At 61.8% G+C, this 24,300-nt stretch carries 27 protein-coding genes and 1 pseudogene; 15 read left to right on the top strand and 13 right to left on the bottom strand.

The genetic code is table 11. The annotated features are described in order from the left end of the window. Nucleotides 1–23: 23 nt before the first annotated feature. Entirely contained in the window at nt 24–1,496 is a 1,473-nt protein-coding gene (locus tag ABIB36_RS03280) for an MFS transporter (protein WP_354559139.1), read from the bottom strand. A gap of 101 nt (nt 1,497–1,597) precedes the next feature. Between ABIB36_RS03280 and ABIB36_RS03275 the strand changes: the two genes are divergently transcribed. Both ABIB36_RS03275 and ABIB36_RS03270 read left to right on the top strand, forming a co-directional pair. Then, on the top strand, nt 1,598–1,747 hold the full coding sequence (locus tag ABIB36_RS03275; protein ID WP_354559138.1) for a hypothetical protein: 150 nt from the start codon (nt 1,598–1,600) through the stop codon (nt 1,745–1,747). 31 nt (nt 1,748–1,778) lie between these two features. Further along, complete coding sequence (locus ABIB36_RS03270) at nt 1,779–1,964, top strand: hypothetical protein (protein ID WP_354559137.1); 186 nt, start codon at nt 1,779–1,781, stop codon at nt 1,962–1,964. Nucleotides 1,965–2,082: 118 nt separating this feature from the next. Here the strand turns inward: ABIB36_RS03270 and ABIB36_RS03265 are convergent, their stop codons facing one another. Continuing rightward, nucleotides 2,083–3,759 carry an HNH endonuclease signature motif containing protein gene (locus ABIB36_RS03265; protein WP_354559136.1) on the bottom strand — a complete coding sequence of 559 codons (1,677 nt, stop codon included), beginning with the start codon at nt 3,757–3,759 and terminating at the stop codon, nt 2,083–2,085. A gap of 63 nt (nt 3,760–3,822) precedes the next feature. Here ABIB36_RS03265 and ABIB36_RS03260 point away from each other — a divergent pair, with 63 nt between their 5' ends. Then, complete coding sequence (locus tag ABIB36_RS03260; protein ID WP_354559135.1) at nt 3,823–4,824, top strand: hypothetical protein; 1,002 nt, start codon at nt 3,823–3,825, stop codon at nt 4,822–4,824. A 9-nt stretch (nt 4,825–4,833) separates the two neighbouring features. Here ABIB36_RS03260 and ABIB36_RS03255 read toward each other — a convergent pair whose 3' ends face one another. Next, on the bottom strand, nt 4,834–5,823 hold the full coding sequence (locus ABIB36_RS03255; RefSeq protein WP_354559134.1) for an NAD(P)-dependent alcohol dehydrogenase: 990 nt from the start codon (nt 5,821–5,823) through the stop codon (nt 4,834–4,836). Between the two features lie 51 nt (nt 5,824–5,874). Here ABIB36_RS03255 and ABIB36_RS03250 point away from each other — a divergent pair, with 51 nt between their 5' ends. Beyond that, nucleotides 5,875–6,540, top strand: coding sequence for a TetR/AcrR family transcriptional regulator C-terminal domain-containing protein (locus ABIB36_RS03250; RefSeq protein ID WP_354559133.1), 666 nt, complete (start codon nt 5,875–5,877; stop codon nt 6,538–6,540). 163 nt (nt 6,541–6,703) lie between these two features. Here the strand turns inward: ABIB36_RS03250 and ABIB36_RS03245 are convergent, their stop codons facing one another. Beyond that, nucleotides 6,704–7,453, bottom strand: a complete 750-nt coding sequence (locus tag ABIB36_RS03245; RefSeq protein ID WP_354559132.1) for a MerR family transcriptional regulator — start codon at nt 7,451–7,453, stop codon at nt 6,704–6,706. Between the two features lie 52 nt (nt 7,454–7,505). Here ABIB36_RS03245 and ABIB36_RS03240 point away from each other — a divergent pair, with 52 nt between their 5' ends. The 3 genes from ABIB36_RS03240 (at nt 7,506) to ABIB36_RS03230 (ending at nt 9,184) form a co-directional block, all read left to right on the top strand. Beyond that, the gene (locus tag ABIB36_RS03240; protein ID WP_354559131.1) at nt 7,506–7,790 is read left to right on the top strand and encodes a hypothetical protein; all 285 of its coding nucleotides are present in this window, start codon (nt 7,506–7,508) and stop codon (nt 7,788–7,790) included. 266 nt (nt 7,791–8,056) lie between these two features. Continuing rightward, complete coding sequence (locus ABIB36_RS03235) at nt 8,057–8,398, top strand: hypothetical protein (protein ID WP_354559130.1); 342 nt, start codon at nt 8,057–8,059, stop codon at nt 8,396–8,398. Between the two features lie 159 nt (nt 8,399–8,557). Further along, entirely contained in the window at nt 8,558–9,184 is a 627-nt protein-coding gene (locus ABIB36_RS03230) for a DUF1109 domain-containing protein (RefSeq protein ID WP_354559129.1), read from the top strand. 370 nt (nt 9,185–9,554) lie between these two features. On the opposite strand, the gene ABIB36_RS03225 is transcribed toward ABIB36_RS03230, so the two are convergent. Continuing rightward, nucleotides 9,555–10,214, bottom strand: a complete 660-nt coding sequence (locus tag ABIB36_RS03225; protein WP_354559128.1) for a hypothetical protein — start codon at nt 10,212–10,214, stop codon at nt 9,555–9,557. 321 nt (nt 10,215–10,535) lie between these two features. On the opposite strand from ABIB36_RS03225, the gene ABIB36_RS03220 reads away from it, so the two are divergent. The 3 genes and pseudogenes from ABIB36_RS03220 (at nt 10,536) to ABIB36_RS03210 (ending at nt 11,969) form a co-directional block, all read left to right on the top strand. Next, on the top strand, nt 10,536–11,141 hold the full coding sequence (locus ABIB36_RS03220; RefSeq protein WP_354559127.1) for a DNA-binding protein: 606 nt from the start codon (nt 10,536–10,538) through the stop codon (nt 11,139–11,141). 17 nt (nt 11,142–11,158) lie between these two features. After that, nucleotides 11,159–11,798: pseudogene (locus ABIB36_RS03215) on the top strand (RES family NAD+ phosphorylase). Nucleotides 11,799–11,816: 18 nt separating this feature from the next. After that, on the top strand, nt 11,817–11,969 hold the full coding sequence (locus ABIB36_RS03210) for a hypothetical protein (RefSeq protein WP_179142331.1): 153 nt from the start codon (nt 11,817–11,819) through the stop codon (nt 11,967–11,969). Between the two features lie 109 nt (nt 11,970–12,078). Here the strand turns inward: ABIB36_RS03210 and ABIB36_RS03205 are convergent, their stop codons facing one another. Further along, nucleotides 12,079–13,422, bottom strand: coding sequence for an MFS transporter (locus ABIB36_RS03205; RefSeq protein ID WP_354559126.1), 1,344 nt, complete (start codon nt 13,420–13,422; stop codon nt 12,079–12,081). 117 nt (nt 13,423–13,539) lie between these two features. Between ABIB36_RS03205 and ABIB36_RS03200 the strand changes: the two genes are divergently transcribed. Next, nucleotides 13,540–13,950 carry a MarR family winged helix-turn-helix transcriptional regulator gene (locus ABIB36_RS03200; RefSeq protein WP_354559125.1) on the top strand — a complete coding sequence of 137 codons (411 nt, stop codon included), beginning with the start codon at nt 13,540–13,542 and terminating at the stop codon, nt 13,948–13,950. 587 nt (nt 13,951–14,537) lie between these two features. On the opposite strand, the gene ABIB36_RS03195 is transcribed toward ABIB36_RS03200, so the two are convergent. Continuing rightward, nucleotides 14,538–15,500 (bottom strand): oxidoreductase, encoded by a 963-nt coding sequence (locus ABIB36_RS03195; protein ID WP_084347401.1) that lies wholly within the window; start codon nt 15,498–15,500, stop codon nt 14,538–14,540. 55 nt (nt 15,501–15,555) lie between these two features. Here ABIB36_RS03195 and ABIB36_RS03190 point away from each other — a divergent pair, with 55 nt between their 5' ends. After that, nucleotides 15,556–15,987, top strand: coding sequence for a MerR family transcriptional regulator (locus ABIB36_RS03190; protein ID WP_256895681.1), 432 nt, complete (start codon nt 15,556–15,558; stop codon nt 15,985–15,987). Between the two features lie 417 nt (nt 15,988–16,404). On the opposite strand, the gene gap is transcribed toward ABIB36_RS03190, so the two are convergent. The 4 genes from gap to ABIB36_RS03170 form a co-directional block, all read right to left on the bottom strand. Continuing rightward, a complete protein-coding gene (gene gap / locus ABIB36_RS03185; RefSeq protein WP_354559124.1) occupies nt 16,405–17,412 on the bottom strand; it encodes a type I glyceraldehyde-3-phosphate dehydrogenase in 1,008 nt (335 codons plus the stop codon). A 17-nt stretch (nt 17,413–17,429) separates the two neighbouring features. Further along, entirely contained in the window at nt 17,430–18,008 is a 579-nt protein-coding gene (locus tag ABIB36_RS03180) for a TetR/AcrR family transcriptional regulator (protein WP_084347403.1), read from the bottom strand. A 211-nt stretch (nt 18,009–18,219) separates the two neighbouring features. After that, complete coding sequence (locus tag ABIB36_RS03175; RefSeq protein ID WP_354559123.1) at nt 18,220–19,158, bottom strand: esterase/lipase family protein; 939 nt, start codon at nt 19,156–19,158, stop codon at nt 18,220–18,222. Between the two features lie 223 nt (nt 19,159–19,381). Beyond that, nucleotides 19,382–19,978, bottom strand: a complete 597-nt coding sequence (locus ABIB36_RS03170; RefSeq protein WP_354559122.1) for a TetR/AcrR family transcriptional regulator — start codon at nt 19,976–19,978, stop codon at nt 19,382–19,384. Nucleotides 19,979–20,111: 133 nt separating this feature from the next. Between ABIB36_RS03170 and ABIB36_RS03165 the strand changes: the two genes are divergently transcribed. After that, nucleotides 20,112–20,684, top strand: a complete 573-nt coding sequence (locus ABIB36_RS03165) for a pentapeptide repeat-containing protein (RefSeq protein WP_354559121.1) — start codon at nt 20,112–20,114, stop codon at nt 20,682–20,684. Nucleotides 20,685–20,827: 143 nt separating this feature from the next. Further along, a complete protein-coding gene (locus ABIB36_RS03160; protein WP_354559120.1) occupies nt 20,828–21,259 on the top strand; it encodes a nitroreductase/quinone reductase family protein in 432 nt (143 codons plus the stop codon). Nucleotides 21,260–21,666: 407 nt separating this feature from the next. Here ABIB36_RS03160 and ABIB36_RS03155 read toward each other — a convergent pair whose 3' ends face one another. After that, nucleotides 21,667–22,254: a TetR/AcrR family transcriptional regulator gene (locus ABIB36_RS03155; RefSeq protein ID WP_354559119.1), complete on the bottom strand. Its 588-nt coding sequence runs from the start codon at nt 22,252–22,254 to the stop codon at nt 21,667–21,669. A gap of 24 nt (nt 22,255–22,278) precedes the next feature. On the opposite strand from ABIB36_RS03155, the gene ABIB36_RS03150 reads away from it, so the two are divergent. Then, nucleotides 22,279–23,436, top strand: a complete 1,158-nt coding sequence (locus ABIB36_RS03150) for an MFS transporter (RefSeq protein WP_354559118.1) — start codon at nt 22,279–22,281, stop codon at nt 23,434–23,436. Nucleotides 23,437–23,612: 176 nt separating this feature from the next. On the opposite strand, the gene ABIB36_RS03145 is transcribed toward ABIB36_RS03150, so the two are convergent. Continuing rightward, a complete protein-coding gene (locus ABIB36_RS03145; RefSeq protein WP_354559117.1) occupies nt 23,613–23,930 on the bottom strand; it encodes a hypothetical protein in 318 nt (105 codons plus the stop codon). Nucleotides 23,931–24,300 lie beyond the last annotated feature (370 nt).

The following is a 24,300-nucleotide window of genomic DNA, read 5'->3' as shown; positions in this document are numbered from 1 at the left end:
CTCTGGTTGGCTTGATGTTGTCTTCAACGTCCGGTGACCGTCGACCATTCCGCGGCGAGGGAAGTCGCCCGTTCCTGTTCGATCTCCAGGGCGGTCCGGGTGTCGACGCGTGAACCCGGGCGAGGCAGGCCTACGGCGACGATGACGGCGCTGAGGGTGAGCCCGACGGCGCCGATGACGAAGGCGATGACGTACGAGGACTCCTTCGGCAGCCCGATGGGGAGCAGCTGGCTGCTGAGGAGGGTGATGACCACCGCGCTGGCCAGCGAACTGCCGACCGACCGGGCGATGGAGTTGACGCTGTTGGCGACACCGGTCTGATCGGGGCGGACCTCGTCGACGATGAGCGCGGGCATCGCCGCGTAGCCGAGGCTGACAGCACTGTTGATGAACAGCACCCCGAGGATGAGCTGCCAGCTGGCGGTGTGGAGAACGGCGATGAACGCGAAGCCGACAGCGCCGACCAGGGAGGCGAGGATGAGGGTGAAGCGGCCTCCGAAGCGGTGCACGAGGCGTCCACCGATCGGTGCGACGACCACTCCCGCTAATGCGCCGGGCAGGAGGTAGACGCTGCTGGCGGCGAGGACGCTGGCTGAGAAGCCGTAACCGACCTCCGATGGGGCCTGCACGAACCCGGAGACACCCAGGAACGAGACGAACATCGCGACGCCGATGAGGAGGCCTGCGGCGTTCGTGATCATGAACGGGCGGTTGGCCAGCAGCGACGGAAGCACGAGCGGTTCGTCGACCCGGCGTTCGAGGACGATCCAGAGCGCGAAGACGATGACCGACGCGATGAGGCAGCCGATGGTGGCGGGCGAGGCCCAACCCCATTCGTGACCCTGCGAGAGCGGGAGCAGCAGCAGTACCAATCCGGCGCCGAGCACTCCGCCGCCGAGCCAGTCGATCTTGCCGCCGCCCACTGGGCCGTGCTTGGGGACAGTGACCGCTGCCAGCACCAAAGACACCAATGTGACGGCGAGGGAGAGCCAGAAGATGCGGTGGTAGTCGCCGCCGTCGCGGGTCAGTAGCCCGGTGAGCACCAACCCGATGCCGCCGCCGATGCCGAGAGTGCCGCTGACCACGGCCATCGCGCCGGTGAGCCGCTGCGCGGGTAGTTCGTCACGCAGCACCCCGATAGCGAGGGGGAAGAGGCCGAACGACGCGCCCTGCAGAATCCGCGCGAGGATCAGCAGCGGAAGCGAGGTGGTCAGCGCCGCCAGCAGCGAACCCGCCGCGACGACGAGGAGAATGCCCAGGAGTACTGGGCGTCGGCCGCGGACATCACCGAGCCGTCCGAGTATCGGGGTCAGGACCGCGGCGGCCAGCAGGTTCGCGGTCACCGTCCAACCGACCGCTGAGGAGGATGCGTTCAGAGCTTTGCCGATGTCTGCTAGTACCGGGATGACCACTGTTTGGAGCAGCGCGACGACCATCACGGTGACGGCGAGCGCCGGGATCAGCACTGGACTGGCTCGCTTTTCGGTTGTGCTCATAGGTCTCCTCATGTTTGTGCAGGCGGCGCGGTGTCGATGCACCCGGAAAACAGTAGTTCACAACTATGTTGTGCACAACTGACGGTGGTGTGAGCTGCACCATGCGCGGGGCGGTAGCGTCCGGTGACCGACTTCGGCAGATGGAGGGCGAGCGGATGCGTTTCGTGACGGCCGGCGAATTTACCGCGGAGCAGCCTTGGGGTGCGCAGCTGCTCGCGTCCATCGACAACGCCACTGTGCGCCTGCATTGAACTGACAGTGCGTACGTCTGGCACGTCAACGATGGCACCGAAGTGTTCGTCGTTGTCGACGGCATCGTGGACATGCACTACCGGGACTCCGGGGGGCGAGCACGTAGAAAGGCTCGTCCCCGGAACGATGTGCGTCGCCGAGGTCGGTGACGAGCACAAGGCGGTGCCGGTCGGGGAGGCACGGATCTTGGTCATCGAGCAGGCGGGGTCGATCTGACGGCTACTGCTCTTGTTTTTCGTGTTCGGACTCTGAATGGGTTGGGGCACAGCAGCTCCTGGCGTCGATGTGGTGTGGCTGGGCGACGGCGCCGGCCAGTGCTGACGTCAATGTTGTTCTACATGGCGGGTTTTCGTCTTCGGTGGTAGCTGGGTCTTGGTTTTCGGTGCGGGTCAACGGTGACTGGCGGGATGACGACGGGGTAGCCGTCGTCGCCGAATGCGATTTCCCATCCGTCGTTGTGGATGGCGCGGTGGCATTCGTTGCAGACGAGGGCGAGGTTGTTCACGTCGGTGGGGCCGCCGTTCCGCCAGAAGACGACGTGGTGGAGCAGGCACCAGTCGGCGGGGCGCCCGCACATGACGCAGCAGCGGTCCCGGAGGATGACGGCGGTGCGTTGGGAGGTTGTGCCGAGGCGGACCGTCCGGCCCATCGCTAGGGGAATCCCGTTGTGGTCGATGATGATCGGCGTCAGGTCGGCGTCGCAGCTCAAGAGTTCGGCGAGGTTTTTGCTGATGGGCCCGGTCCACCCGAGGCGGAAAGGCCAGTCGGGACTGTCGGGACTCGGCTCTGCTGCGCCGCCGGGACCTTCACCGTCCGGCTCTGCTGAGTCGTCGGGACCGGGGACATTGGCACCTGGGCGGTCCAGACCCAAGGCATCGGCTCCTAGGCCGTTGGTATCTGGGCTATCGGACCCGGGGCCATTGGCATCTGGACATTCGGCCCCGAGGCCGTTGAAAGCTGTGCCGTTGGCCCTGATTCCGTGTAAACCCGAGCTGTCGGGCACCAGACTGTTGGTACCTGCTCCGTCGGAAACGGCTCCAGCACTCCCACCCATTTTTGCCTGCGCTTCGGGGGTGAGGAGGTCCCGCAGGTTGACGGTGACGTTCACCTGCGGCCTCGACGCACCGTGCCCGGGGGCGTACCCGGTGAGGTGCGCGTCGAGTAGCTCGGAGAGCGCGTCGGCCTGCCGTTTCGATGGACTCCTGGTGTCGGGGGTGGCGTCGGGCTCGGGTTGCGGTTTCGACAGCGGTGACAGGACCGTCCGCAGCTTTTCGGCGAGGATCTTGTCGACGTCCCCTCTCAAGGAGGTGCGTCCGTCGGATTGGAGGTAGAGGTCGAACCTGTTGAGTGCGGGGTTCTCCGACGCTGGTAGCGGAGGCGGCCCCTCGGGCACACCGTCGGCGCCGTCTTCGACCTTCTTTACGGCCTGCTCTTCGTGTTTGTCCTCGGGTTCGACTGTGTCACCGAGCTTTTCCTGCTCTCGGCGTTCTTCTTCGCGTCGCTGGCGTTCGCGCTGGGCTTCGTCGTAGCGGGCGCGGGCGTCGTGAGCGACGGCGTGTGCGAGTTCGTGTGCCCGCTTCTGTACCTTCGCTGCGGTCGCGTCGAATGCGACGCCGAGTAGGTCGTCGACGATGTCGGCGATTCGGGTGCTGCCGAGCGTGGGATCGGCGGTGCGGATGTGGGTGTAGCCGTCGTAGATTTCTCTGACGTGCGCGATGTGGATGTCACCGTCGCTGAGGGCCTTCAATACTGCGGGCCAGTGGGTGAGCCAGTTGGCGGTGTCGAATTGTCGGGCGGCGTTTCCGTCGGCGACGCGGGTTCCGGAGGCGAGCCACCGCGTCGGCGTCGAGTATTTGAGGGTGACGTTGAGGCCGCGTCGGGAGAATTCGGCGAGGAGTGCGTATTTCTGTGCAGCGAAGTTGTTTTCGGCATGGGTGATGTCGCTGATGCCGGACACGATCTCCTGATCGGAGAGTGCGTCGGCGCTGCGAAAGTCCCCCAACTTGTGCATAAGAAAAAGATACAACGCCCCACCGACAAGAACTCGAAAGTTGCCGGGCGTAGCCTCGACGGCATGCGTCGCTCAGCTGTGTGGTTGCCGCTTGTGGCGGTGGTGTGTAGCTCGTGCAGTTTCGGATTGCAGATGGTCGGCATCGATACGGTGTCGTTCCGGCCGCCGACTGCATCAGTGGTGGAGTCCGCGGATTGCTTGTCCCGGGACATCTATACAGCCTTGACAGGTGTGGGGCCCTGGGATCCGGCCATTGCGTCCACGGCACCGGAAGTGGGTTATCCGCCTGCGGATTTCGAGCCGGTCGCGGTGGTGCGGTGCGAGCGTGGGGTCAGCAGTTCGGGTGAGATGTCGGTGGATTCGGTGCGTCTGCAGGGTGATGTGGGTGCTGTCGCGGACGCGTTCTCGGTTGGTTCGTCGCGGTATGCGGACAATATTTCGGCCAGCTGCGTCTTTGCGGTCGAGGTTCCGGCGGGGTTGTGGCTCGTTGATGATGTTGGCCAGGCCTTTCGCCCGGCGTGGCCGAGTGCTCCGTGTGGGTTTCGGGATGATCCGTTGGAACCCCTCGGGATGCTGGACGAGGTGTCGCGGTCCGTCCACCCGACGGGTGTCGCCGTCGATGCCCTGGGGTGTGGTGGCGCGTCGGGTAGCGAGTTCGAGAACACCACTACCGAGGACGTCGATGCGGCAGTGGAACGTGAGCGCGAGGGTGGCCGGGTTCGTCCGCCTGCACTGGTGATGCCGATCAGCGATGTCGGCGGCCTGCAGGTCTGCAGGTATCCGGCCGAGCCGGCGGGGCTGGATGGTAGTTATGTCGTACCGGGATCGACACTTGCGTTGAATCGGTCCGACAGTGCAGCACTGGCGATATCGCTCGCGGATGCGCCTGTTGCACAGCCATGTTCGCTGGATGCGACGCAGATGGCGTCGACTGTTCGGTTGCGGCCTGATGGCTCGGGTGGAACTCAGGTGTCGTTCGAGCTCGACGGGTGTCAACGTGCCGTCGGATTCGATGGGTACCGGGAGTTGCCCGACGCGACCCTTGCCGTTCTGTCTCGTCCCTGACCTGCGGAATCAGATGGTGATGGCGATCTTCCCGCAGACACGTCCTGATTGCAGTTCGTCCAGTGCTGCGGGCACGGAATCGAGCGGGTAGGTGCGGTGTATGTCGGGGACGATGTGGTGGCGTTCGATGATGTCGGCGAGGCGCTCCAACTCCTCGCGCCGGGTGCGCGCTGTCACCACTGCGTAGCGCTGTCGCTTCGGGATCATGCGCGCAGCGTTGAGGAATGGCTTTTCGAAGCCTCCGGTCCAGGGGCCGCCGGTTTCGTTTCCGACGAAGACTGCTGTTCCGTCGTCGGCGAGGATTCGGCGGAGCTGCGGTAGTGGTGTGCCGCCGGCGATGTCGAGGATGGCGTCGTACTTGTGTTGGGTGGTGGTGTAGTCCTCGCGCTGATAGTCGATGGTGTGCGTTGCGCCCCAACCTTTGACGATCTTGGCTTTCGCGCCGCTGCACACTGCAGTGATGTCGGCGCCCCTGGCGGCAGCGAACGCGACGGCGTAGTTGCCGACCCCGCCGGACGCTCCGATGATCAGTAGTCGCGTGCCTTGTTCGACGCGAGCGGCGTCGAGGGCTTGGAGTGCGGTGAGCCCGGATTCGGCGAGGACGGCGGCGTGCGCGTCGTCGAGTCCGGTGGGTGCGGGTGCGGGTGCGAGGGATTTTGCGTCGGCGATGGCGTATTCGGCCAGTGAGCCTTTCGCGATGCCGAATACTCGTTGTCCCACATGGAAATCGGTGACGCCTTTGCCCATGGAAACGATGTCTCCGGTGACGTCGAGGCCGGGGATGCGTCGGCGCGGGGTGCGGAGGCCGGTGAAGAGGCGCATCACTCGGGGGAGGCCGGTGAGGAGGTGGACGGTGCCGCGGGAAATGCCTGCGCCTCGCACTTGCACCAGTATCTGGCCGGGTCCGGGTGTGGGGATCGTGGTTTCGCCGACGACGAGTGTTTCGCTGGTTCCGTAGCGCGGCTGCAGTATCGCGCGCATCGTGTGTGCTTGATCCATCAGCCGGCCTCCGGAAAGTTGATAACGTACAAAGTACGTTACTCTGGAACGATGGTAAAGGCACGCGCTCCACGAAACTCGCTGACGCGGGAACGCGTCGTAGCCTGCGCGGTGACGCTGGCAGATCGTGACGGCGTACCGGCGCTGACGATGAGGGCGCTCGCCGACGAGCTCGGGGTTCGCCCCATGGCGATCTACAACCACGTCGCCAACAAGGAGGACATTCTCGACGCGCTCGTCGATCACGTTTTCGGCGAGGTCTATCTGCCCGTGGCGGGCGGGGTGTGGAGTGAAGAGTTGGCGCGCAGGTCACGGTCGCTTCGGTTGACGCTGGGTCGGCACCCGTGGGCGACTGCGTTGATGGAGACGCGGGTCAGCCCGGGCGAGGCGACGTTGACCAATCATGAAGCTGTGCTCGATGTGCTTCTGTCGAACGGCTTTTCGCTGTCCGCGGCTGCCCACACTTACGCGGTGGTCGATGCGTTCGTCTATGGGTTCGCGTTGCAGGAGGCCATGCTCGCGAGTATCGACCTTCCGGGTTCGGCACCGGAGATTCGGGATGCGATGGATCTGAGAAAGTTCCCGCGGATGGCGCAGTTCGCCGGCGAACACGTGATGCAGCCGGGGTATTCGTTCGCGAATTCCTTCGAAGTAGGTCTCGCGATGGTGATGGACGGTGCGGGCGCGCTTCGGGTGCCCAGCGACGAATATCGATAAACCGACATCGACCCAGTGCCGTTCTGCATGTTCGCGGGTCGGTTCGCTGCCGCCAGCAGAGCAGCCGAAACACGCACCCGAAGGTTGGATCGTGATGAACACGAGTGGTATTGAAGATTTTAGTAGGTTCAGCGCCTGCGCTGGTCGACCAGGCACTTGGAGATCAGTAATCGCGAGGCGCTCCCTGCTCTGTTAATCGTTGAGTGAGGAGCTCTTCGAGGCGCCTCCACGCGGGGCTGTCGATGCCTTGATGGCCGGTGAGGATCTCGAGGGTCGCTGGGGGCGCTTTGTCGAAATCGGGAAGGTCGGAGACGAGCGTCATGTGCTCAGCGAGTAGTGCTGCTGCGTTTACGATTTGGAGGAGTCGGGGGTCGTCGGGATTCCAGTCGATTGCGTCGTCGTATTCGCGGAGCACCGTGATGTACTCCGGATCGCTCAGTAACGCGGTGCGTGTGGGAAGGATGGCTCGGGTGATGTCGGGGGCGATGGCGTAGCCCAGGATCCAACCGTCGCGGATTGCGTTCACGTGACGGTCGGACAGGCAGATTGCGCGGAGCCGTTCCATGTAGTCGATGGCTTCGGCCGGGAGGCATAGCCGCTCGGGCTGATCGAGGTGCTGTAGCCGGATCCGACGTTGCTGGAGCTGGCGGATGCGGTCGCGTAGCTCAGTATCGATCTGATCTATGTGTTCGGTGGCTGCGTCGGCGGATAGGACCGCGGGGATGCGGGCCAGCGGGACGCCGGCCTGAGCGAGGGTGATGATGCGTGTCAGGTCGATAATTGCTTGCGCGTCGTAGCGTCGGTAGCCGGAGGCGTCCCGTTTCGGTTCAGGCAGCAACCCCTTGGCGTGGTAAACATGGATTGCTTTCGTCGACACGCCTGCGTAGGTGGCGAGTTTCCCGATGGTGATCATCGATCATTCTGTACTTGACCTTGCCCCAGGGGCAAGGCTGCACACTAAGTTCATGACTGATCACGATGCCGATGCCGATGCCGATGAGACGATCCTCCGTGCGCTTGCCGACGAAGGCAACGAGACCGCGCTGGATCGGCTCGCCGACCTCGCGGATGCCCGAAACGACGTGGATGCACTGAACGAACTGCTCGATGAGGGCAGCGAGCATGCCGGGCTCTTGCTGACCCGTCGCGCGGTCGAGAGCCGCGACTTGGTTGAGCTGCAACGACTGTCCGACGCCGACTGTCCGAACGCCGGCTCGGAGTTGGAACGACTCCTCGGTGACAGACCTTAGATATGACCGACCGCGTGCCCAGTCCCACCCCCGCAGCACATCGGACCGGTGCGGATGTACTCGCTCTCCGGGCTCATTGCCATAGCACCTCCGGCATTCCCGTTGATTTACGTACTCCTCCGGGGCAGTAGGCGTCGACGGTCGAATGCCTGGGATGATGGGCTGATGGCACAACGGACGATGCGGTACGAGTTCAGAAGTGGACTCTGATTAGGATCCGCGAACTACCGCGCCACCCGATCAATTGGGTTGCGGGTGCGCTCCTCTTGGCCGCGTCTGTCGTGTTCGCCAATTATGATTTCCAGGACGAAAGTTATCGGGAAGTTTTCTGGCAGTGGCACCGAGGGCCTCCTTTGATTTTGTTGGCAATGGTTGGCTTGATTTGTGAAGTGCTGTATTTGATCGGCAGGATGCGTCGAACGAGAGCGCTCATCTTGCTGCCATCGGCGATATATCAGCTTAAAAATGTGCTGTTCTTCCTGTACGCCACGGATTCGACCTGGCTGCCAGGAATTGCAAGCGCCGCGCTGATCGTTGTCGCTGCAATTGTTGCGCTCGAAAAGCGAGGCCCGGAGATGCTGTCCGGGTCCCCATTGCCTGCCGGATAACGTTGAATCAGAACTTAATTCGGACAATGACGGTGCGTGTAGCGTTCCATAGAATCGACGGGTGTCCAGAACTCGAAACGTGCGATATCCCATGATGGCGACGCCGGTTCACATGATTTGGACCAGCTCAGTCGAACCGCTCGCCGATATGGTGGCTTGATGACGAAGTTCCAGGCCCTGGATGAGTGGGTAGCTGAGAAATTGATCGGCGAGCCTGCATTGCGGAAGCCACCTGGCTCAATCTTCCTGGCGATTGTCTCCGCCGCCGTCATGGTGTGGATCTGTCTTCAGCGCAACTGGTGGCCTTCCCCGTTTGGGGTGTTCGCCTGGCTGGACCCTCTGCTCGTCACCCTCGCCCTGCTTTTCCTTTTCCTCGCTTTAGGCGTATTTTGGGCAATTCGCACTCTGTACGTTCTCTTGGCTGATCGTCGATGGTCCTGGTGGATCCTTCCGGCGCCGATCGGCGTAGGCGTAGGTACGGCTGCATTGGTGCTGCTACCACCGCAATCGATTCTCGGTGATCGAGCCGAATTTGAAACTGTCGCCTCGGATCTGCTGCGAACGCCCGGAACTACTCGCGAGGATTTCGAAATTGGGCCGTTCGACATAGGGTTCGCTCAGGCAACCCCGGAAGGCGAAGTCTACTTTCACGACGAGGGCAGCATGTTCCTCACCACTGTGGGATGGGTGTACTCACCCGACGGTGAACCCACCGGGTTCGATGACTTCACCGCAACACATTTGGACGGTCCCTGGTACGAATTCACAGCCACCTGGCGAGACTGACGAGCACAATCGCAAACGCCGAGAATCGCCTAGTCGAACTCGATTCCGCGCGTGTCGAGGTTCGGCGCGACTTGGATCGACAGCGGCTTGGTGATGAGGCTTTCTACGAGCGTTTAGTCATCTTCTGAGATCTTGCGTGCAGAAGTGGACTTCACAAACGGTCATCCAGGTTCGAGTTATCGGAAGCTGAAACGGGGGTGGACCGACTCCGGAATTGAGGGATGGTCACCGACCTGGTGGCCTCCGCTCCTGTCTGCAGTGTTCACAGAGGACTAGGCGGGGGCTCCCACTCGGGGCGGCAAACTTGTTCGCACTGCTCGACCGTGGCACGTCCGGTCGCCGGCGACAGCGAGGGGAAGCAGAGTCTTCCTCAGTGATCACCGGGATACCACAACGGAAATGACTTGGAAGAGATTTTTCCTTTGATGTCTTTCACCATCGGTTGTGACGGTGGGACCAATGTAGGTTCGCCTGTGCCCGGCTTATCCTCCTGAAGTGTGGAGAGGTTGTCAGCTCCCAGCCGAGCACCCATGACTGCGTCGCTTCCGTATATGTGGGTGGGTGCGGATGGAACGTCTTCCGCCCAAACCTGAAGCAGGTACCGCTCTACAGGCTCAATGGCGTCGCCCTTGGCGCGGCCCAAGTCGCGGCCCACTGCGTGCAACCTGATCCGCACGTGGCCGACGACGTCCGTCACGAGTACCTCGGGCTCGGAATCGTTTATATTGCCCATCCACACCGAGGACGACGGGAAGTGTGGATCTTCTGATGCGAGATTGTTCAGACTGCGCTCACAGATGACGTCCCAGCACTCACCCTCAACCGGTGCAGGGCCCGTCCACTCCTCGATGGTGATTCTCACTGGTCCGTAGGTTGTGCCGGTAACTACGTGGATTGCTCCGTGCCGAATGTCCGTCAGTGCGTCGGAGGTCAACCTCCAAGGATCCTCATCCGCAGTGTCCGGGCGGATCCGAAATTGTCCTTCAGCGGTCTGGACGATTGCCGACCTGTCGCGAATCAGGGTAGCCATGGCGCCAGTATGCTGCCTCCCCAGTCGCGGATCGATGCCTTCGATTCACGCGTTATTTCCGATTTGGCCTACACCGGTTGAACACGGCTTGGATTAGCTACCTGACATTGCGGTCTCGCCAGAGAACTGTCTGACATACGTAGGGCAACGCGGCTACAGCCCCAGCTTCGTCCTCGTCCCGCTCCTCTAGCGAGCCCCGGTCGGGGTCTCACCAGTCATCGTGCGAAGTCCGTGGGAGTTCTTCCGAATAACCACGGCTCGCGGTGCTGATAACGGGCGTAACCTGTCGTTGGAAACCGTTAGCTCGATCGGGGGCCTGCTGTGACAAGCGAGGACGAGCTTGATCAACTAATCCGAGACCGATTCGATTTCAATCGGTCCGACCTCATATCTGCCTTGCGCGCTTTACATCTGCAGCGGCCTGGCTCGGCTCGACGGACCGCCGCCGGGGCACAGTTACTCGATTCCTTCGGCCTGACCGAGGATCCGGAGTCCTGCGACGAGAATGCAGCCGAGGTAATCGCTCATCTGGCTCGGCTCTACAGCACGGCGTACTCGCCCGCAGAGGTAGCGAAAGGGTTGAACGTCAGCGATTCTCGATTGAGGCAGCGCCGCCTCCATCACACGCTGTGGGCAATCGACGACGGTGGCACGTGGGTCTATCCCGCACTTCAGTTCGAACTCGTCGAGAGTCGCAGGGAACCGAAGGAACTCACCCTCAAGCACGTCCGCGCGCTCGATCAGGTACTGCCACATTTGCTGCGCCGAAAGCTGCACCCCGCCGCTGTGGCTGGCTTCCTCACAACACCCCAGCCGGAGCTACTCGTCGATGGGAAGCCAAGATCGGTCAGGGAATGGTTGTTGGTCGGAGAGCCGGTCGACTCGGTGCTGCAGCTTGTCGAGGTTGGCGACTGGGCAGGTTCGTGACGTCGAATCCAAGTCCGATGCTGCCGGATTCACCTTCCCCACAAGTGCTGCGCGAGTTGGGGATCCAGGACGGTGAACTACGGGCGATTACGGCCGAGGAGGTGTGGTGGCGGGTTCATGGGACCGACGGCGACCATGTGCTGGCCTGGGAGCAAAATGTGTACCTACGGACCGCTGTTGCGCTTCGACCCGCACGCCCTACCTCTCGGCTATGACCCGATCGGTCGCGGTGTCTGGTACGGCGCATCAACTCCGGAAGTAGCTCTAGCCGACGCCTTTCAGGTAGATCGCACGATCGATCGAGAGTGCAATCGCCCCTATCTGACGGGTCTTTCGTTCAACCGACCGATCACCGTCCTTGACGTTGCGACCGATAGCGATGGAGCATGGGCGACGCGCGCTGGCGGAAATTTCGCACTTTCGACCGGACAGCATGCAGTCACTCAGCAATGGGCACGCCACGTCGTGGAGGCATTCCCGAACCTTGACGGACTGCGATACAACAGCCGGTTCGCCGGCGGGCCTTGCGTAGCGCTGTTCACACCTGCTGGCGCTGCAATGCCCATTCGACCAGTGCTTTCTTTACCGTTGAGTCATCCTGACCTTTCGGGCCGCATCACTGGCGCTGCAAAAAAGCTGGGCTACCTGGTGGTCTGAAGTCGCTGAGGGACGCAGGTGGCACCGTCAGCGACGACGACGCCGCCGAACTCGGCCGGCGCAGCAGCACGCGCCTACGTCGAAACTGCCGACTCCGACAACGTCGACGTCCCAGGTTGGATCCGTGACGTCGCAGCCGGCGGCAAGGTCCCACCGCCACATCAACACTGACCATCAACAGCGAAGGTCGCCGCCGCGAAATAGTGGTGGCGGCCTTCGACGCGTGCGGTGTCGGTGCGCAACGCAATACTCGCCGGTATGCAAATCCGAAACACTAATTTCATGGCCGTGGTCCGATGGTTGCCTTCGATTCGGCCGCTTTCTGGGTGACAGAAACATATATTGCACCAAGGGTGAGTGAGATTGCGGCGACCCCTGCGGCCACCGATGCGGCGTGGTCGGTGACGGGCACCAGCGCCACCGGGATGGCGAGGCCGACACTGGCACCGAGTTGTTGCAGGGTGCTCCCTATAGCTCCAGCGACGCCAGCATGAAGACCTGCGTTCTGGTTCATGGAACTGTTTGCAGTCGGCATCACACGCGAGGTGCCAAACCCCATGACGCCGAGGGCAAGTAGCATGCTGAACAGGCTCATCGGGACCAATGCCAAGACTGCCTGCCCGAAGCCGATCAAACTTAAGCCGATACTGATTGCGTTCGCAGATGAGCCGAGCAGTCCGCGGCGTCCTACGAACAATCCAATTTGAATAGTCGCTGGGTAGACAAGGAAGAACGCGCCTGCTGCGAGGGGTGAGAAACCGAGATCTCGCTGGAGCGTTCCGCTGACCCAAACGAAGGTCGTGATAGTAGCCACTCCCCAGAGGAAAAGCGCAAGGTAGGCGCTCGCCCTGGCGCTATCGGTGAACAGCACGACTGGAATCAATGGAGTGCTGGAAGCCCGATCCAGGACCGAAAACACGACGATCACGATCAGCCCTGCAAGTGCGAACACAAGGGCCTCGGTCGGGTTGTCGGTCACAGTCAACGCTTGCAGCAGGGCGCCTGCACCGGCGGCAAGAATCAACCCCCGCCATGCTCCTCTCAGATGGCCCGGGGACCTTTCGGGAGAGTCCCTCGCATAGACCGAAAAGATCAGTGCTACAACAACGAACAACACGTTGACGTACATGCACCATCGCCAACCGGCGGACTCGGTCAGGATCCCGCCGAGCAGGACACCGACAGCGGTTCCACTACCCATGATCATTCCGAAGATGCCGTAGGCCCGGTGGCGATCAGCGCCGGGGAAGGCAGCTGACAATCGTGCCATCGCTGCCGGGGTCAGCACAGCGGCACCGACACCCTGAACTACCCGGGCGGCAATGAGAACTCCCGCATTGTCCGCGCTTCCCCCCACCGCTGAGGCAACCGCGAAAATGACCAGTCCGCACGTCATCATTCGTGTGTAACCCAAGGCTTGGGCAATGCGACCTCCGGTGATCATCAGCGATCCCGCAGTGAGTACATACCCCGCCATTACCCAAGTGGCTCCGGCACTCGAAAGCTCGAGGTCGGGAATCGCGCTCGGGAGTGCGAGCGCGAGGATGGTGGCATCGACCGCAACCATCAATTGAGCCGTGGCAACGCATGCAAGCACCTGCCAGGGTCTTGGTCCTTCGGTCATCGAGGCTCCTTATGTTGGTGTCACCAACGAACGGTAGGCTGTTGGTGACACCAACGCAAGGGGTATTCAATGGCCTATCAACCACCGCGCCGACTGCTGCAGACTCCCAGTTGGCTGATGACACAGACAGCGGTCACCGCTGCTCGAGCCTCACGAGAGGTGTTCGATGCGGTGGGTGCGGGCCGCTACCATTACGCAATTCTGTGCGCACTCGACGAATTCGGGCCATGCAGCCAAGCTGATGTCGGCAAGCACTTGCGCATGGATCGCAAAGACGTAGCAGACAGAATCGCTGAGTTGGAGGATTCTCAAAGTGTCACCCGTAAAGCCGATCCCGAGGATCCTCGCCGTAATCTAGTCCGCATCACCGATGCAGGGCGACGGCGAATGATCGAAATACATGACCGCTTGTCCATCGCGCAGGATGAGCTGCTCAAAGACCTCACCCCTCAAGAGCGAGCGAAGTTAGTTCACTTGTTGCAGGTCGTTCTCGGCCATCGAGCAAAGCCTTCCGCCAACGCAGACTGATTGCTCAGTCAATTCAGCTGCACTAGGCGGTCACGATCTACATCTGCACAGATTTCTCGATAAGTTCTGCGCGGTAGTCGGCCCACTGGGGGCAGCTCCGTAAATCTCGATCCCGACGAAACTTGAAGGTAGAGGGCATCAAACTGAAAGAAGTGTCATTGGGCTGGAATGGCTCGAGGTCTCACCCGAAAATCGAATTAGACTAAACGCCAAAGTCGCCGAAAATGCCTTCATCGCTGCCTATTTCCTGCTAGACCGGTCGCCGCGCAGGTTATCCTCCGGAGGGTAGAGGACGCCCGCTACCGACGAATTGACTGCAGTGTGGCCCTATCACCCGATCTTCACCAACAGAAACGTTTCCGGCGACGACCGTCACGTCAGCCGCGAACTCCATGCTGCTGCTGGAACCGTCACAGGCTGTTTGTACGCGAAAGGTCGCGGGATGACGCATCCTATCGATCCGTGACATCGCTTGAATGCCGATAACCATTGAAACGTTAGGCGGGCCAGCGGTCGAAATACCCCGGACAAGACCGTCACGACTTGCCGGTCAGCAACCGATGTAGAGCAAGTCGGATCCACTGGGGTTAGGTGAAGGCGTTGACGTCGGTAAGGGATGCGGAGAGGGTCCACAGTCGGGCGGCATCGACGGGGTCGATCGCCCACGGCTTGACGCCTCCAAGGAGCATGTCGTTGTCGATGGCCATAGAGGCGATGTCGCAGTCTTGGCAGTACGCCCCGGAAAACGCATCCAGGCCTGGAGCGGTCGCCGCCCAGACAGCGGTTGCTGCACCCTGCTCTGGAGTCTTGAACCCGTCGACCTGACGCCCATTCGGATCGATCCAGCCGAGCTCGATTTGTTCCTCTTCAGGGATGTGGCGTTGTAGGGGGGTCAGGATGCTGCCGGGATGAATCGAGAACGCGCTGATTCCCCGCGGGCCAGCGACTGCGGCGAGGTGCACGGCCATCAGCGCGTTGGCAGTCTTGGACTGCGCGTACGCCGCCCAACGGTCATAGCCACCACTGAAGTGCATGTCTTCCCACCGGATGCCGGAGAGAAAGTGCCCGGAGGAGGAAAACAACACGATGCGGGCTCGACCGGGAGTGAGAGCAGGCACAAGCCGGTTGATCAGGGCATAGTGCCCGAGGTGGTTCGTTGCGAAGTGGGCCTCCCAGCCTTCCCCGACGTGCGTTTCCGGGCAGGCCATGATGCCGGCGGCACCGAACGCGAGATCGAGGCGACGCCCCGATTCCAGATAGCGATCCGCGAACCGCTCTACGCTCGCGAGGTCCGCGAGGTCGAGTTCGTGGACCTCAACCGAGGGGATCCCAGCGACGGCCTTGGTGGCAGTGTCGACGCGGCGCGCCGCGACCACCACTGTTGCCCCCGCGTTAGCGAGCGCGCGGGTCGTCTCGAGGCCGAGCCCGGATGCACCGCCAGTGACCAGCGCGACCAGCCCGGAAAGATCGACACCGCCAAGAACATCCGCCGCGGTACTACGGGAATCGAATTGAGAACCGATGGGGTGCTGTTGTACGGGAGGTGTCATGCCCGCTGACGCTATGACCTAGAGCAGGCTCTAGGTCAAGCCGTAGACTCGCGCGGTGGAGTCCATCACCGAGGAAATGTCAATCGGCGAGGTTGCCAACGTGACGGGCTTGAGCGTGCACGCGCTTCGATTCTTCGAGCGTGAGGGACTGCTGCTTCGTGATGTCCCTAGGAGCGGGAGCTGTCATCGGGTATATGCGCCGGCGGATGTGGAGTGGTTGAAGTTGTGCAACCGTTTTCGTGCTTCGGGGATGCCGCTGGCGACCATCCGGACGTTTGCAGATCTTGTCCGGGCCGGGCCCGGCAATGAAGCCGAGCGTCTCGCGGTGCTTCGAAACCATGAGCAACATACGCGGGATCGGATTGCCTCGTTGAACGCCGACCTCCAGGTCATCCATGAAAAGGTGATCGCGTACGAGCGTCATGTTCAGGACGGGACCACTGACGGCGTGTGGGACCCCACTCAACCCCCTGCGGTGAAAGCGTAGACCGCCCGATAGTCGACGATGCCCGGTGCATCCTGATTGCGCCCCTTGACTCGTACTCGCCGAACTGTGCATTCCCGAAGCAGACCGGTACGCCATCCGAACCCGAGTAGTTCTGTGAAGCGCCACGTCAGAGACGGATCTTTAACTCCGTGCTGGAAATCGATTCGCTGTTTCCACCGAGAACTTGCAGATCCAACGAATCCTCTTGGCGGCGAGATTGATCCCGTATACACATCGATGAAGCAAATGGATCAGTCGATGATTACTCGCCCCAGAATCCGGGCACGTACGCGGTGCAGATCCGGTCTCGATTCGTTCGAGGCCGGCCGTCATCCGCGAAGCGCGTGGTGACCCGATCTTCTAGGGCTGACCCACTTTGTTGTCGGGGATGTGTTGACCTGTCGAGACCACGGTCGTTTACGGTTGAGCGCTCTCGGCGATGTGCTGGGAGAGTTCGACTAGGCGGTTGGAGAATCCCCATTCGTTGTCGTACCAGGCGAAGACCTTGACCTGATCCCCTATGACTTGAGTGAGCGGGGCGTCAAAGATTGCGGAGTGAGGGTTGCCGACAATATCGGCCGACACCAGCGGTGCTTCGGAGTAGGCCAGATATGTCGACATTTCCGGGGCGGCGGCAGCACTGCGGAAGGCCGTGTTCACTTCCTCAGCGGTCACTGGTCGGCTGAGTTTGGCGGTCAGGTCAGTGATTGATCCGATAGGCACAGGAACACGCAGCGAAAGGCCGGTGAGCTTTCCATCCAGCTCGGGGATGATCCGCCCGATGGTACTGGCAGCACCGGAGGAGGTCGGGATCGTGGACAATGCGGCAGCGCGCGTCCGACGCAGGTCCGTGTGCGGAGCGTCTTGGAGGCGTTGGTCGCTGGTGTAAGCGTGAATCGTTGTCATCAAACCGGATTCGATGCCGAATGCTTCGTGTAGCACCTTCGCCATAGGCGCGAGGCAGTTTGTCGTGCAGGAGCCATTCGAGAAGATATTTCCCGCCAGGTCGACAGCGTCGTCGTTTACTCCGAGGACGATTGCGGGAACGTCGCTGTCGGCGGGTGCCGAGATGATAACCTTCTGCGCCCCTGCGGCCAGGTGTTGCCGAGCACTCGCGGTGCCCGTGAATCGGCCAGTGGATTCGATGACGACGTCCACGTTGTCATCACCCCAGGGGATACGGGCCGGCTCGCGTTCGGAGGTGACGCGGATCCGAGCGCCATTGACGACGATCGTATTTCCGTCGACATGCACACCGGCCAAGTGCCCAGAAAACGAATCCCATTCGAGGAGCGAGGCGAGGGTTGCCGCATCGGCGATGTCGTTGATTGCGACAACCTCGATGTCGGCGTTGCTGAGTAGTGCGGCGCGGAGGTAGCTGCGGCCAATTCGGCCAAAACCGTTGATCCCGATGCGAGCTGTCATTCGTGTCCCCTTGTTGATCATGACTCGGTGATGATTGCCAGTTGGGCGGCGTCGAGCAGCGAAAGTGCGCCCCTGATTGCTGCGTCCATAGGGCCTTGCTCGCCCTTGGCGCGAGCAAGCACATAGCCGCCCTGGATCACGGCGGACAGCGTTCGGGCAAGGTCGCTTGGGTCGATGCTTGTCGGTAGCTCGCCTGCGGCGATCGCGGCGGCGATCGTCTGTTCCCACCGATCGAGCATCGTGTCGAAAGCATCAGCGACGATAGCGATGAGTTCTTCGTCAGCGACGACTTGCGGGTCCTGGGTCATTCGTCCCACCCGGCAGCCCAACGTTCCTGGGCGCGGCAAAGAGAGATATTGCTTCATCCGTTTCAGCGGAGAGCCCCCTTCTTCGAGAGCGGCGGATGCGGCCGTCAGATCACCGGCAATGGTGGATAGTGCCTCGACGGCGAGTTGGTGCTTTCCGCTGAAGTGGTGATACATGCTGCCCTGGCCGACACCGGCACGAGCCATCACGTCACGTGGACTGGTTGCCGCATAACCGCGGTCCCACAGCAGATCCGCCATCGCATCCGTCAGTCGGTCTCGAGAAGTCATGCAGGGAATGTAACAACTAGTATGTACGGGTTGAAACTGCCCCCTCGGGGGATGGGCGGTTCGGTATCCCGATGCGTATCGACGCCGCCCTTCGGCGAGTATGTCCGGGGCCCGCCCGACCTCGTATTCGCATTGCGCCCTACATCCGCGGTGGCCTGGCTCGGTTCGATTGACCGCCGCCGGGACGCACTTACTCGATTGCTTTGTGCGCTCAGAAGGCCGAGCCGGACAAAGGTGCCGCTCGATCGCAGGGGACCGGCCGCGGATTCTCTGGATCGAGGGCGTTGAGCACGAAGTGGGCCGCTCGCCGGGATCCGGCGATGCCGGCGTGCTCGGTGAAGTCGACGTCGCATCCGTCCTGGACGAGGATGTTGTGAACGTTGTCGCCACCGGGCTGCAATGCCGACGTGTACGGGACTACCAGCTCGTCGTATTTCGTCGCGATGTTGGTGTACTCGATCTCGGGGTAGTAGTAGCCACCCTCCCGGATCGCATGCATGAACGACGAGTCGGGATCGAGCTGCCCACACGCATGGCAGATCGGTAGGTCCTCGGTTTTCATTCCGAGTCGCCGGGCCTGTTCGAATATGAGGTCCATTCCTGCCACAGTGGTGCCGTTCCATGCGGGTGCGATCGAGACGTACTTGTCGATCTTGTCGCGGCCGCCCAGATGCTTCGCGTAGTAGGCAGGCAGGATCGTGCCCTGTGAGTGGCCGACGACATCCACCTTGGAGGCGCCGGTAGCGGTGAGAACTCCGTCGACGAAGGTGGCGAACTCGCTCGCGCTGTCCTCCATGTTTCCCATGCCCCCGATTGCCGTTGCAGGCCAGGGTAATCCGTCCGGTGCACCGTAGGTGAGCGCAAAAATGCAGTATCCTTCGTTCTTCAGTAGAGGAACATATGTCCCCCAGTTGGTCTGTTGCGAGCCGCCGGTTCCGTGCACGAGCACCACTGGGTCGGGATGTTCTTCGGACGGCACGCACCCGTAGTCGTTGGAACCGGGTAGTGAGCCACCGGGATTGGTCAGCTCCGGCACGATGCCGCCGAAGAAGTCGTACGACACCGGGAGTTCCGACGCCGAGGCCTGGCCGGTTCCGGCGAACAGCAACGCAACTACCGAGCCGAGCGCCGCAATCAGTTTCCTCTGCATGTCGAGAACCTAGCCAATGCTTGATCTCATGGGGCCTGTTTGGTCAAAGAAGCGGACCATCGACTCCACGAGGGGAGCGACGACCGCACTGCCGGCACTGACCGAACTGCTCGAGGTACTTCTAACCGATGCGACAGTCAGGTATCGAAACCATCTGGACAGGAGCAGTTCTCAGTTTCCGGCAACGGGGACATGAACTCCCCGGAGTCGATCCAATTCCCGCTCAGTGTGGGGTGAGGTTTCGCAAGGCCAGACCGAGAATGCGCGGCAGGTCGTCGACTCCGTAGCCTGTCCCGGATTTGCCCGTCCGATCGGCAATCAGGTGGTTGGACATGGCCAGCCCGTGCAACAGGACCCAGAGCAGTGGGCCGACGTCCCGGGCGTCGCCGGTGATGAGAATGTTGCTCCGCTGCGCCTCGACGACGAGTTCATGGAAATAGCTGGTGAAGTCGGTAGCGGCCTCTTTCAGCACCCGGCTCGGCTTGAACGTGTAGTCGCCTCCGAACTCGAGCCGGTAATGGTTCGGATGTTCCCAGGCGACACGGACGTAGGCAAGGCAGGCGCGGAACAGCGAGGTAGAAGCTGTCGCGGGTTCCGCTGCTGCGCGCTGCATCTCCGCTTTCAAGAACGCCAGGTTCTCGGCGGCCACCGTACTGAGCAGATCGTCCTTGTCTTGGAAGTGGCGGTACGGCGCGGTCCGCGACACATCGGCGGCCGCGCCGACTGCTCGCAGTGTGACGTGAGCGGGCCCGCCCCGTGCCAAGAGGTCGCTGGCCGCGGCTATCAGGGTGCCGCGCGTGTCTCGGGTCTGTTCTTGCACCTCCTCAGGATATGAGGTTGTTGACGCTGTCAACGATTCGCTGCTAGGTTGACGCTGTCAACTTGGTGCTCGGTGGCGTCGGTTGCCCTGGTCAGGTGGTGGCCAGTCACATTGCTTGTCCTACGGGGGTTCAATGACATCGACAGCGCAGACGCATCTCCTCGAACTACTCCGCACGGATCTCCCGGCCTGGAATTCCCTCCGAGTCCTTGACCTGGAGAGCGTCAGTCTCGTCGACGCCGATCTGACAGGGGTGAACCTGGCTGGTGCAAACTTGTCGGGCGTGGACCTCACAGGTGCCGACCTGTCTGGAGCCGATCTCACCGACGCCACCCTCGCCGGCGCCGATCTGACGTCCGCCGAATTCGTCGGCACTGATCTGGCGAGGGCCGATCTCACTGGAGTGACCGCTCACGACGCCAACTTCACCGGCGCTTACCTCACGCGGGCTTGTTTGAGGGATGCAGACCTGACGTTGGCATATCTGACGTCAACCTTCCTCGGGCACGCGGATCTCGCCGGAGCGGATCTCTCTTGCGCGTACATGACCGGCGCATACCTCGCTGACGCTGACCTGACCGGCGCCATCCTGATTGGTACCTATCTAGGCAAGGCCAACCTGACCGGCGCGAAAATCGGCACTGCCGTCCTGACCGGTGCAGATCTAACTGAGGCAACGATGCCGGACGGCACCTCGACCGACTGACGGCGATCGGCAATCGGTACAAAACTCGGTTCGCCAGCAGCTCGACTTTCAGCCTGGGCCGAACGCATGACGGCCGAGACCGCTACATACGAAGGGAGGCTGGGGGAGGGTGCGGGGGTGGACCCGCGCTCTTCTGACCGCAAATGCATCCAATGTTGAAGACCGCCTTGATGATCCGCAACCAAGCGGCCGTAGTCTTGTACCGGATATCAGACGGTCGCCTCGGTGGGAGATCCGTTGGACTGCCCGTTCTTCTGTTGACGGTGCCTGGGCGTAAGACTGGTATTCCACGAACAACACCTGTCATCTATCTCGAGCACGGCGATTCGTATGTTGTGGTGGGGTCGGCATTCGGAGCGAAGTCCGATCCTGATTGGATGCGGAACCTCGCAGTCGCCGAGCTTGCCCAAATTCGGGTCAGCGATCACGAGTGTGAAGTATCAGCAAGGATCACGGCCGGCGAAGAGCGCGAACGCCTTTGGAGGCAAGTGATTGTGCCCGCACTGCCGACGATCGCGAAACATGAGGTGAGGTCCGGACGCATGTTCCCTGTCGGCGTCCTGGCGAGACATTAGCAGGGGCAACGAACCTCAGCCGAAGGAAGAAGTCTGGACACGCGTGGCGCATCGGTACCGTCAGGACCGCAGAAGGGCCCTGATCCAAGTCGCCTGGCGATTGCGAAGACGACGACTTCCATCGGCACACGAAGCGCACGGCAGTTGAAGACGATCGACGTTCGCGGCCGACCCGTGTCAGGCCATCGGCGGCGTCCGAGCGAACCGTGCGGTCAGGCCCAGCCCTCTGAATGAGCCCCGCGGTCGCCTCGGTCTGGTCGCTGGTCTCGCAATTCGGCTACTTAGCAATTCCTCTCACCAACCCGCACTACCTGTGCACTAAGGACTGCCGCCTCCGCAGCATGAAACGCACTGTGCTTGAGCGCTGTAAACCGCACGGCCGCAACCCCATCTCGAAGGTCCGGTAACTATTTCTTCGACGTTCCAGTGCTCGTAGCAGCTGTGATGAGCGTTGCTGCTATTCCTCTTGCCTTGGCCGAAGTCCGGTGGCGATGGTCACGGAGGCGCATGGCGAGGTCTCCGGTCAGGACCATCAGAATGGATTCGGCGAGTCCGTCGGGATCGGTGCACGGCAGATTCGACGCCAGCGATCGTAGGGTGCGACGTAGGTGAGTGGTGTCCGTCTCGACCGCAGCCGCGATTTCGGCAGGTGGGTCAGCGTATTCGGCTGCGGTTCCCAGGAAGGCGCACCACCGCGCACCGTCCGGTCGATCAGCGAAGTCGTCGATCGCATCGAACACTGAGAGAAGACGCTGCTCATCATTGTCTGCGGTCTCGATGGCGAGGCGCCAGGTGTCCTGCCAGCGTTGCTGGCGACGTTCCAGCGCCGCGGCGACCAGGGCCTCTTTGCTGCGGAAGCCGCGATACATGGTCGCAGCCGAGACTCCAGCTCGAGCCAGGACGGTATCGACGGGTGTGGCCTCGATGCCCCGGGTGAACATCAATTCGTCCACTGCGTCGAGAAGTTTGGTCTCGGAGCTCTTGCGCACCGGCATGGTCTCTACCTTAGACTGCCCAATATGAAACGATCGTTTTCGTTTGTAGACGAACGTGGTGTCCTGACGGTCGCGTTCGGGACCTGCTTCATCGCGGCCACGTACGGACTGGTGCGGTTGGCATACGGACTGTTCCTCCCGGATATGCAGACCGATCTCGGTGTCGGGGCCGAACAGGCGGGGTACATTTCGGCTGGTTCGTCGTTGGTCTACTGCGGGGCCGCAGCAATCGGGTTCGCCTGCGCTGCCACCCGGCCTCGACTGCTCGTACTATTCGCGACGTGCACGGCATGTGCTGGGGTGTGGGGGATGGCTGGTGCCGATGACGCTTCGGCATTCTCGGTTTTCGCTGTGATCAGCTCTGCCGGTGCGGGATTCGCCTCCCCTGCGCTTGTGACCATCGTGAGCCGCAATGTAGGTTCTGAAACCGTCGGTCGTGCCCAATCCACGGTCAACGCAGGGACAGGTCCGGGGCTCGTCGGTGCGGGGGTCCTAGCTCTGGCGCTCCTGCCCGAGTGGCGTCTGGCCTGGATGACGATCGGCGGACTCGCGGCAGCGTTCGCGGCGGCAGTGCTGATGACGGATCGAAAGCGGGCCTCGAGCCGAGCGGCCGCAGGGGCGGGCGGCCTGTCGAAGTCTTGGCTTGGGGCGCACCTCGAGATACTTGTCGCGGCAACTCTGATGGGCGCAGGATCCAGCGCAGTCTGGACGTACGGCCGAAGCTTTCTCGTCGAGACAGGTATCGGATCCGAACACGACACCATCGCTGCTTGGATTGCACTCGGATTGGGTGCGACTGCGGTAATCGCCACCGCCCGAACTGTCTCGACGCTCGCGGCTGTTGATGCGTGGGCTCTCAGTTGCACGGTGATGGCAGTGGCGATCGCGGCCTTGGTGCTGCAACCACAACACCTATCGATCGCGCTGGTGGCGTGCGTGGTTTTCGGGTGGGGGTTCACCGCAGCAACCTCAGCGCTCATTGCGTGGACTACCGACATCGACCCGGCCAACTCAGCTGCAGGTACTGCAATGCTGTTTGTGGCCTTGGTGTTCGGGCAGGCTATCGGCGCAGCAGTCCTCGGTGCCGTAATCACAACCGCCGGGTTCCGGCCCGCGTTCACCGCAGCAGCAATAGTGACAATCTTGGCTGTCGCAGTGCGTGTGGCGCGTCAACGGAGGTAGCAATCGCGTGGACGGCGGCCGTCGAACTGATCTGCCGCGAAGATTTCGGACGTTCGAGATGCCATTTTCAGGACGCATTCGCGGCCGGCGACGGTAGTGGACGTCGTTCGGGGGTTCGGTACCCAAACGCTGAATGCTGGCTCCGCGGGTTGTGTACACCGCCACTCGATCTCGTTTTACGCTATGTCGCTCTGCGCTAGACGAATTCGATCCGGTGGAATGATTCCTGCGCGATAGCGATGGCCCTCCGGCGAGATGGTCAGCTCGTCGTCCTCCACACCGTTGACCTCCCACACATCGACAGGGCCACCAGTGTTGTTCATCCGAACAAACCAGTCTCGCTCCTCGGGGCTGCAGGCCAGAAAGCAACCCTCCTGCTCGGCCTCGTAACTACCGGCTATACCGTGGGCGGCGCCCATCTTTCGGTAGTCGAGGCCGTGCTCACGAATAGACGCACGGTTCAGCACGGATGTGACGTGGAATCGAATGGCCATTGCACACAAGCTAGTCGAAGTCAGAAACGAAACACCACCGATTAGTCCACACCATGCTCGGCGAGCGTGTGAACGGTACCGAGCCGCCCAGGTCGGATCCACCGTTAACCTGACACTCCCGGAGACCGATGTGCACATCGGTCCGGTCGGCAGTACGACGGCAATGTGGGCAATAGACCCGCGGGTCCACAAGAGTCCAGCCTATTCGGAGAGTTTGAGGCCTTGTTCGGAGTCAACTGCCTGACAGCAAGTTGCCGCTGAAGCGAATGCGTAGATCGGGTCAGTGAGCAGTCAGCCGGGTCGTCGTCGCGGAAATCTGTTCGAACGTCGTCGCATGGACAGATGAGCGCAGCATAGGAGCTCATTCAAG

Source organism: Rhodococcus sp. UYP9 (assembly GCF_040547235.1).
Classification (GTDB): domain Bacteria; phylum Actinomycetota; class Actinomycetes; order Mycobacteriales; family Mycobacteriaceae; genus Rhodococcoides.
Note: the sequence above shows the minus strand (reverse complement) of the source record. Positions and strands in the feature narration are given on the sequence as shown.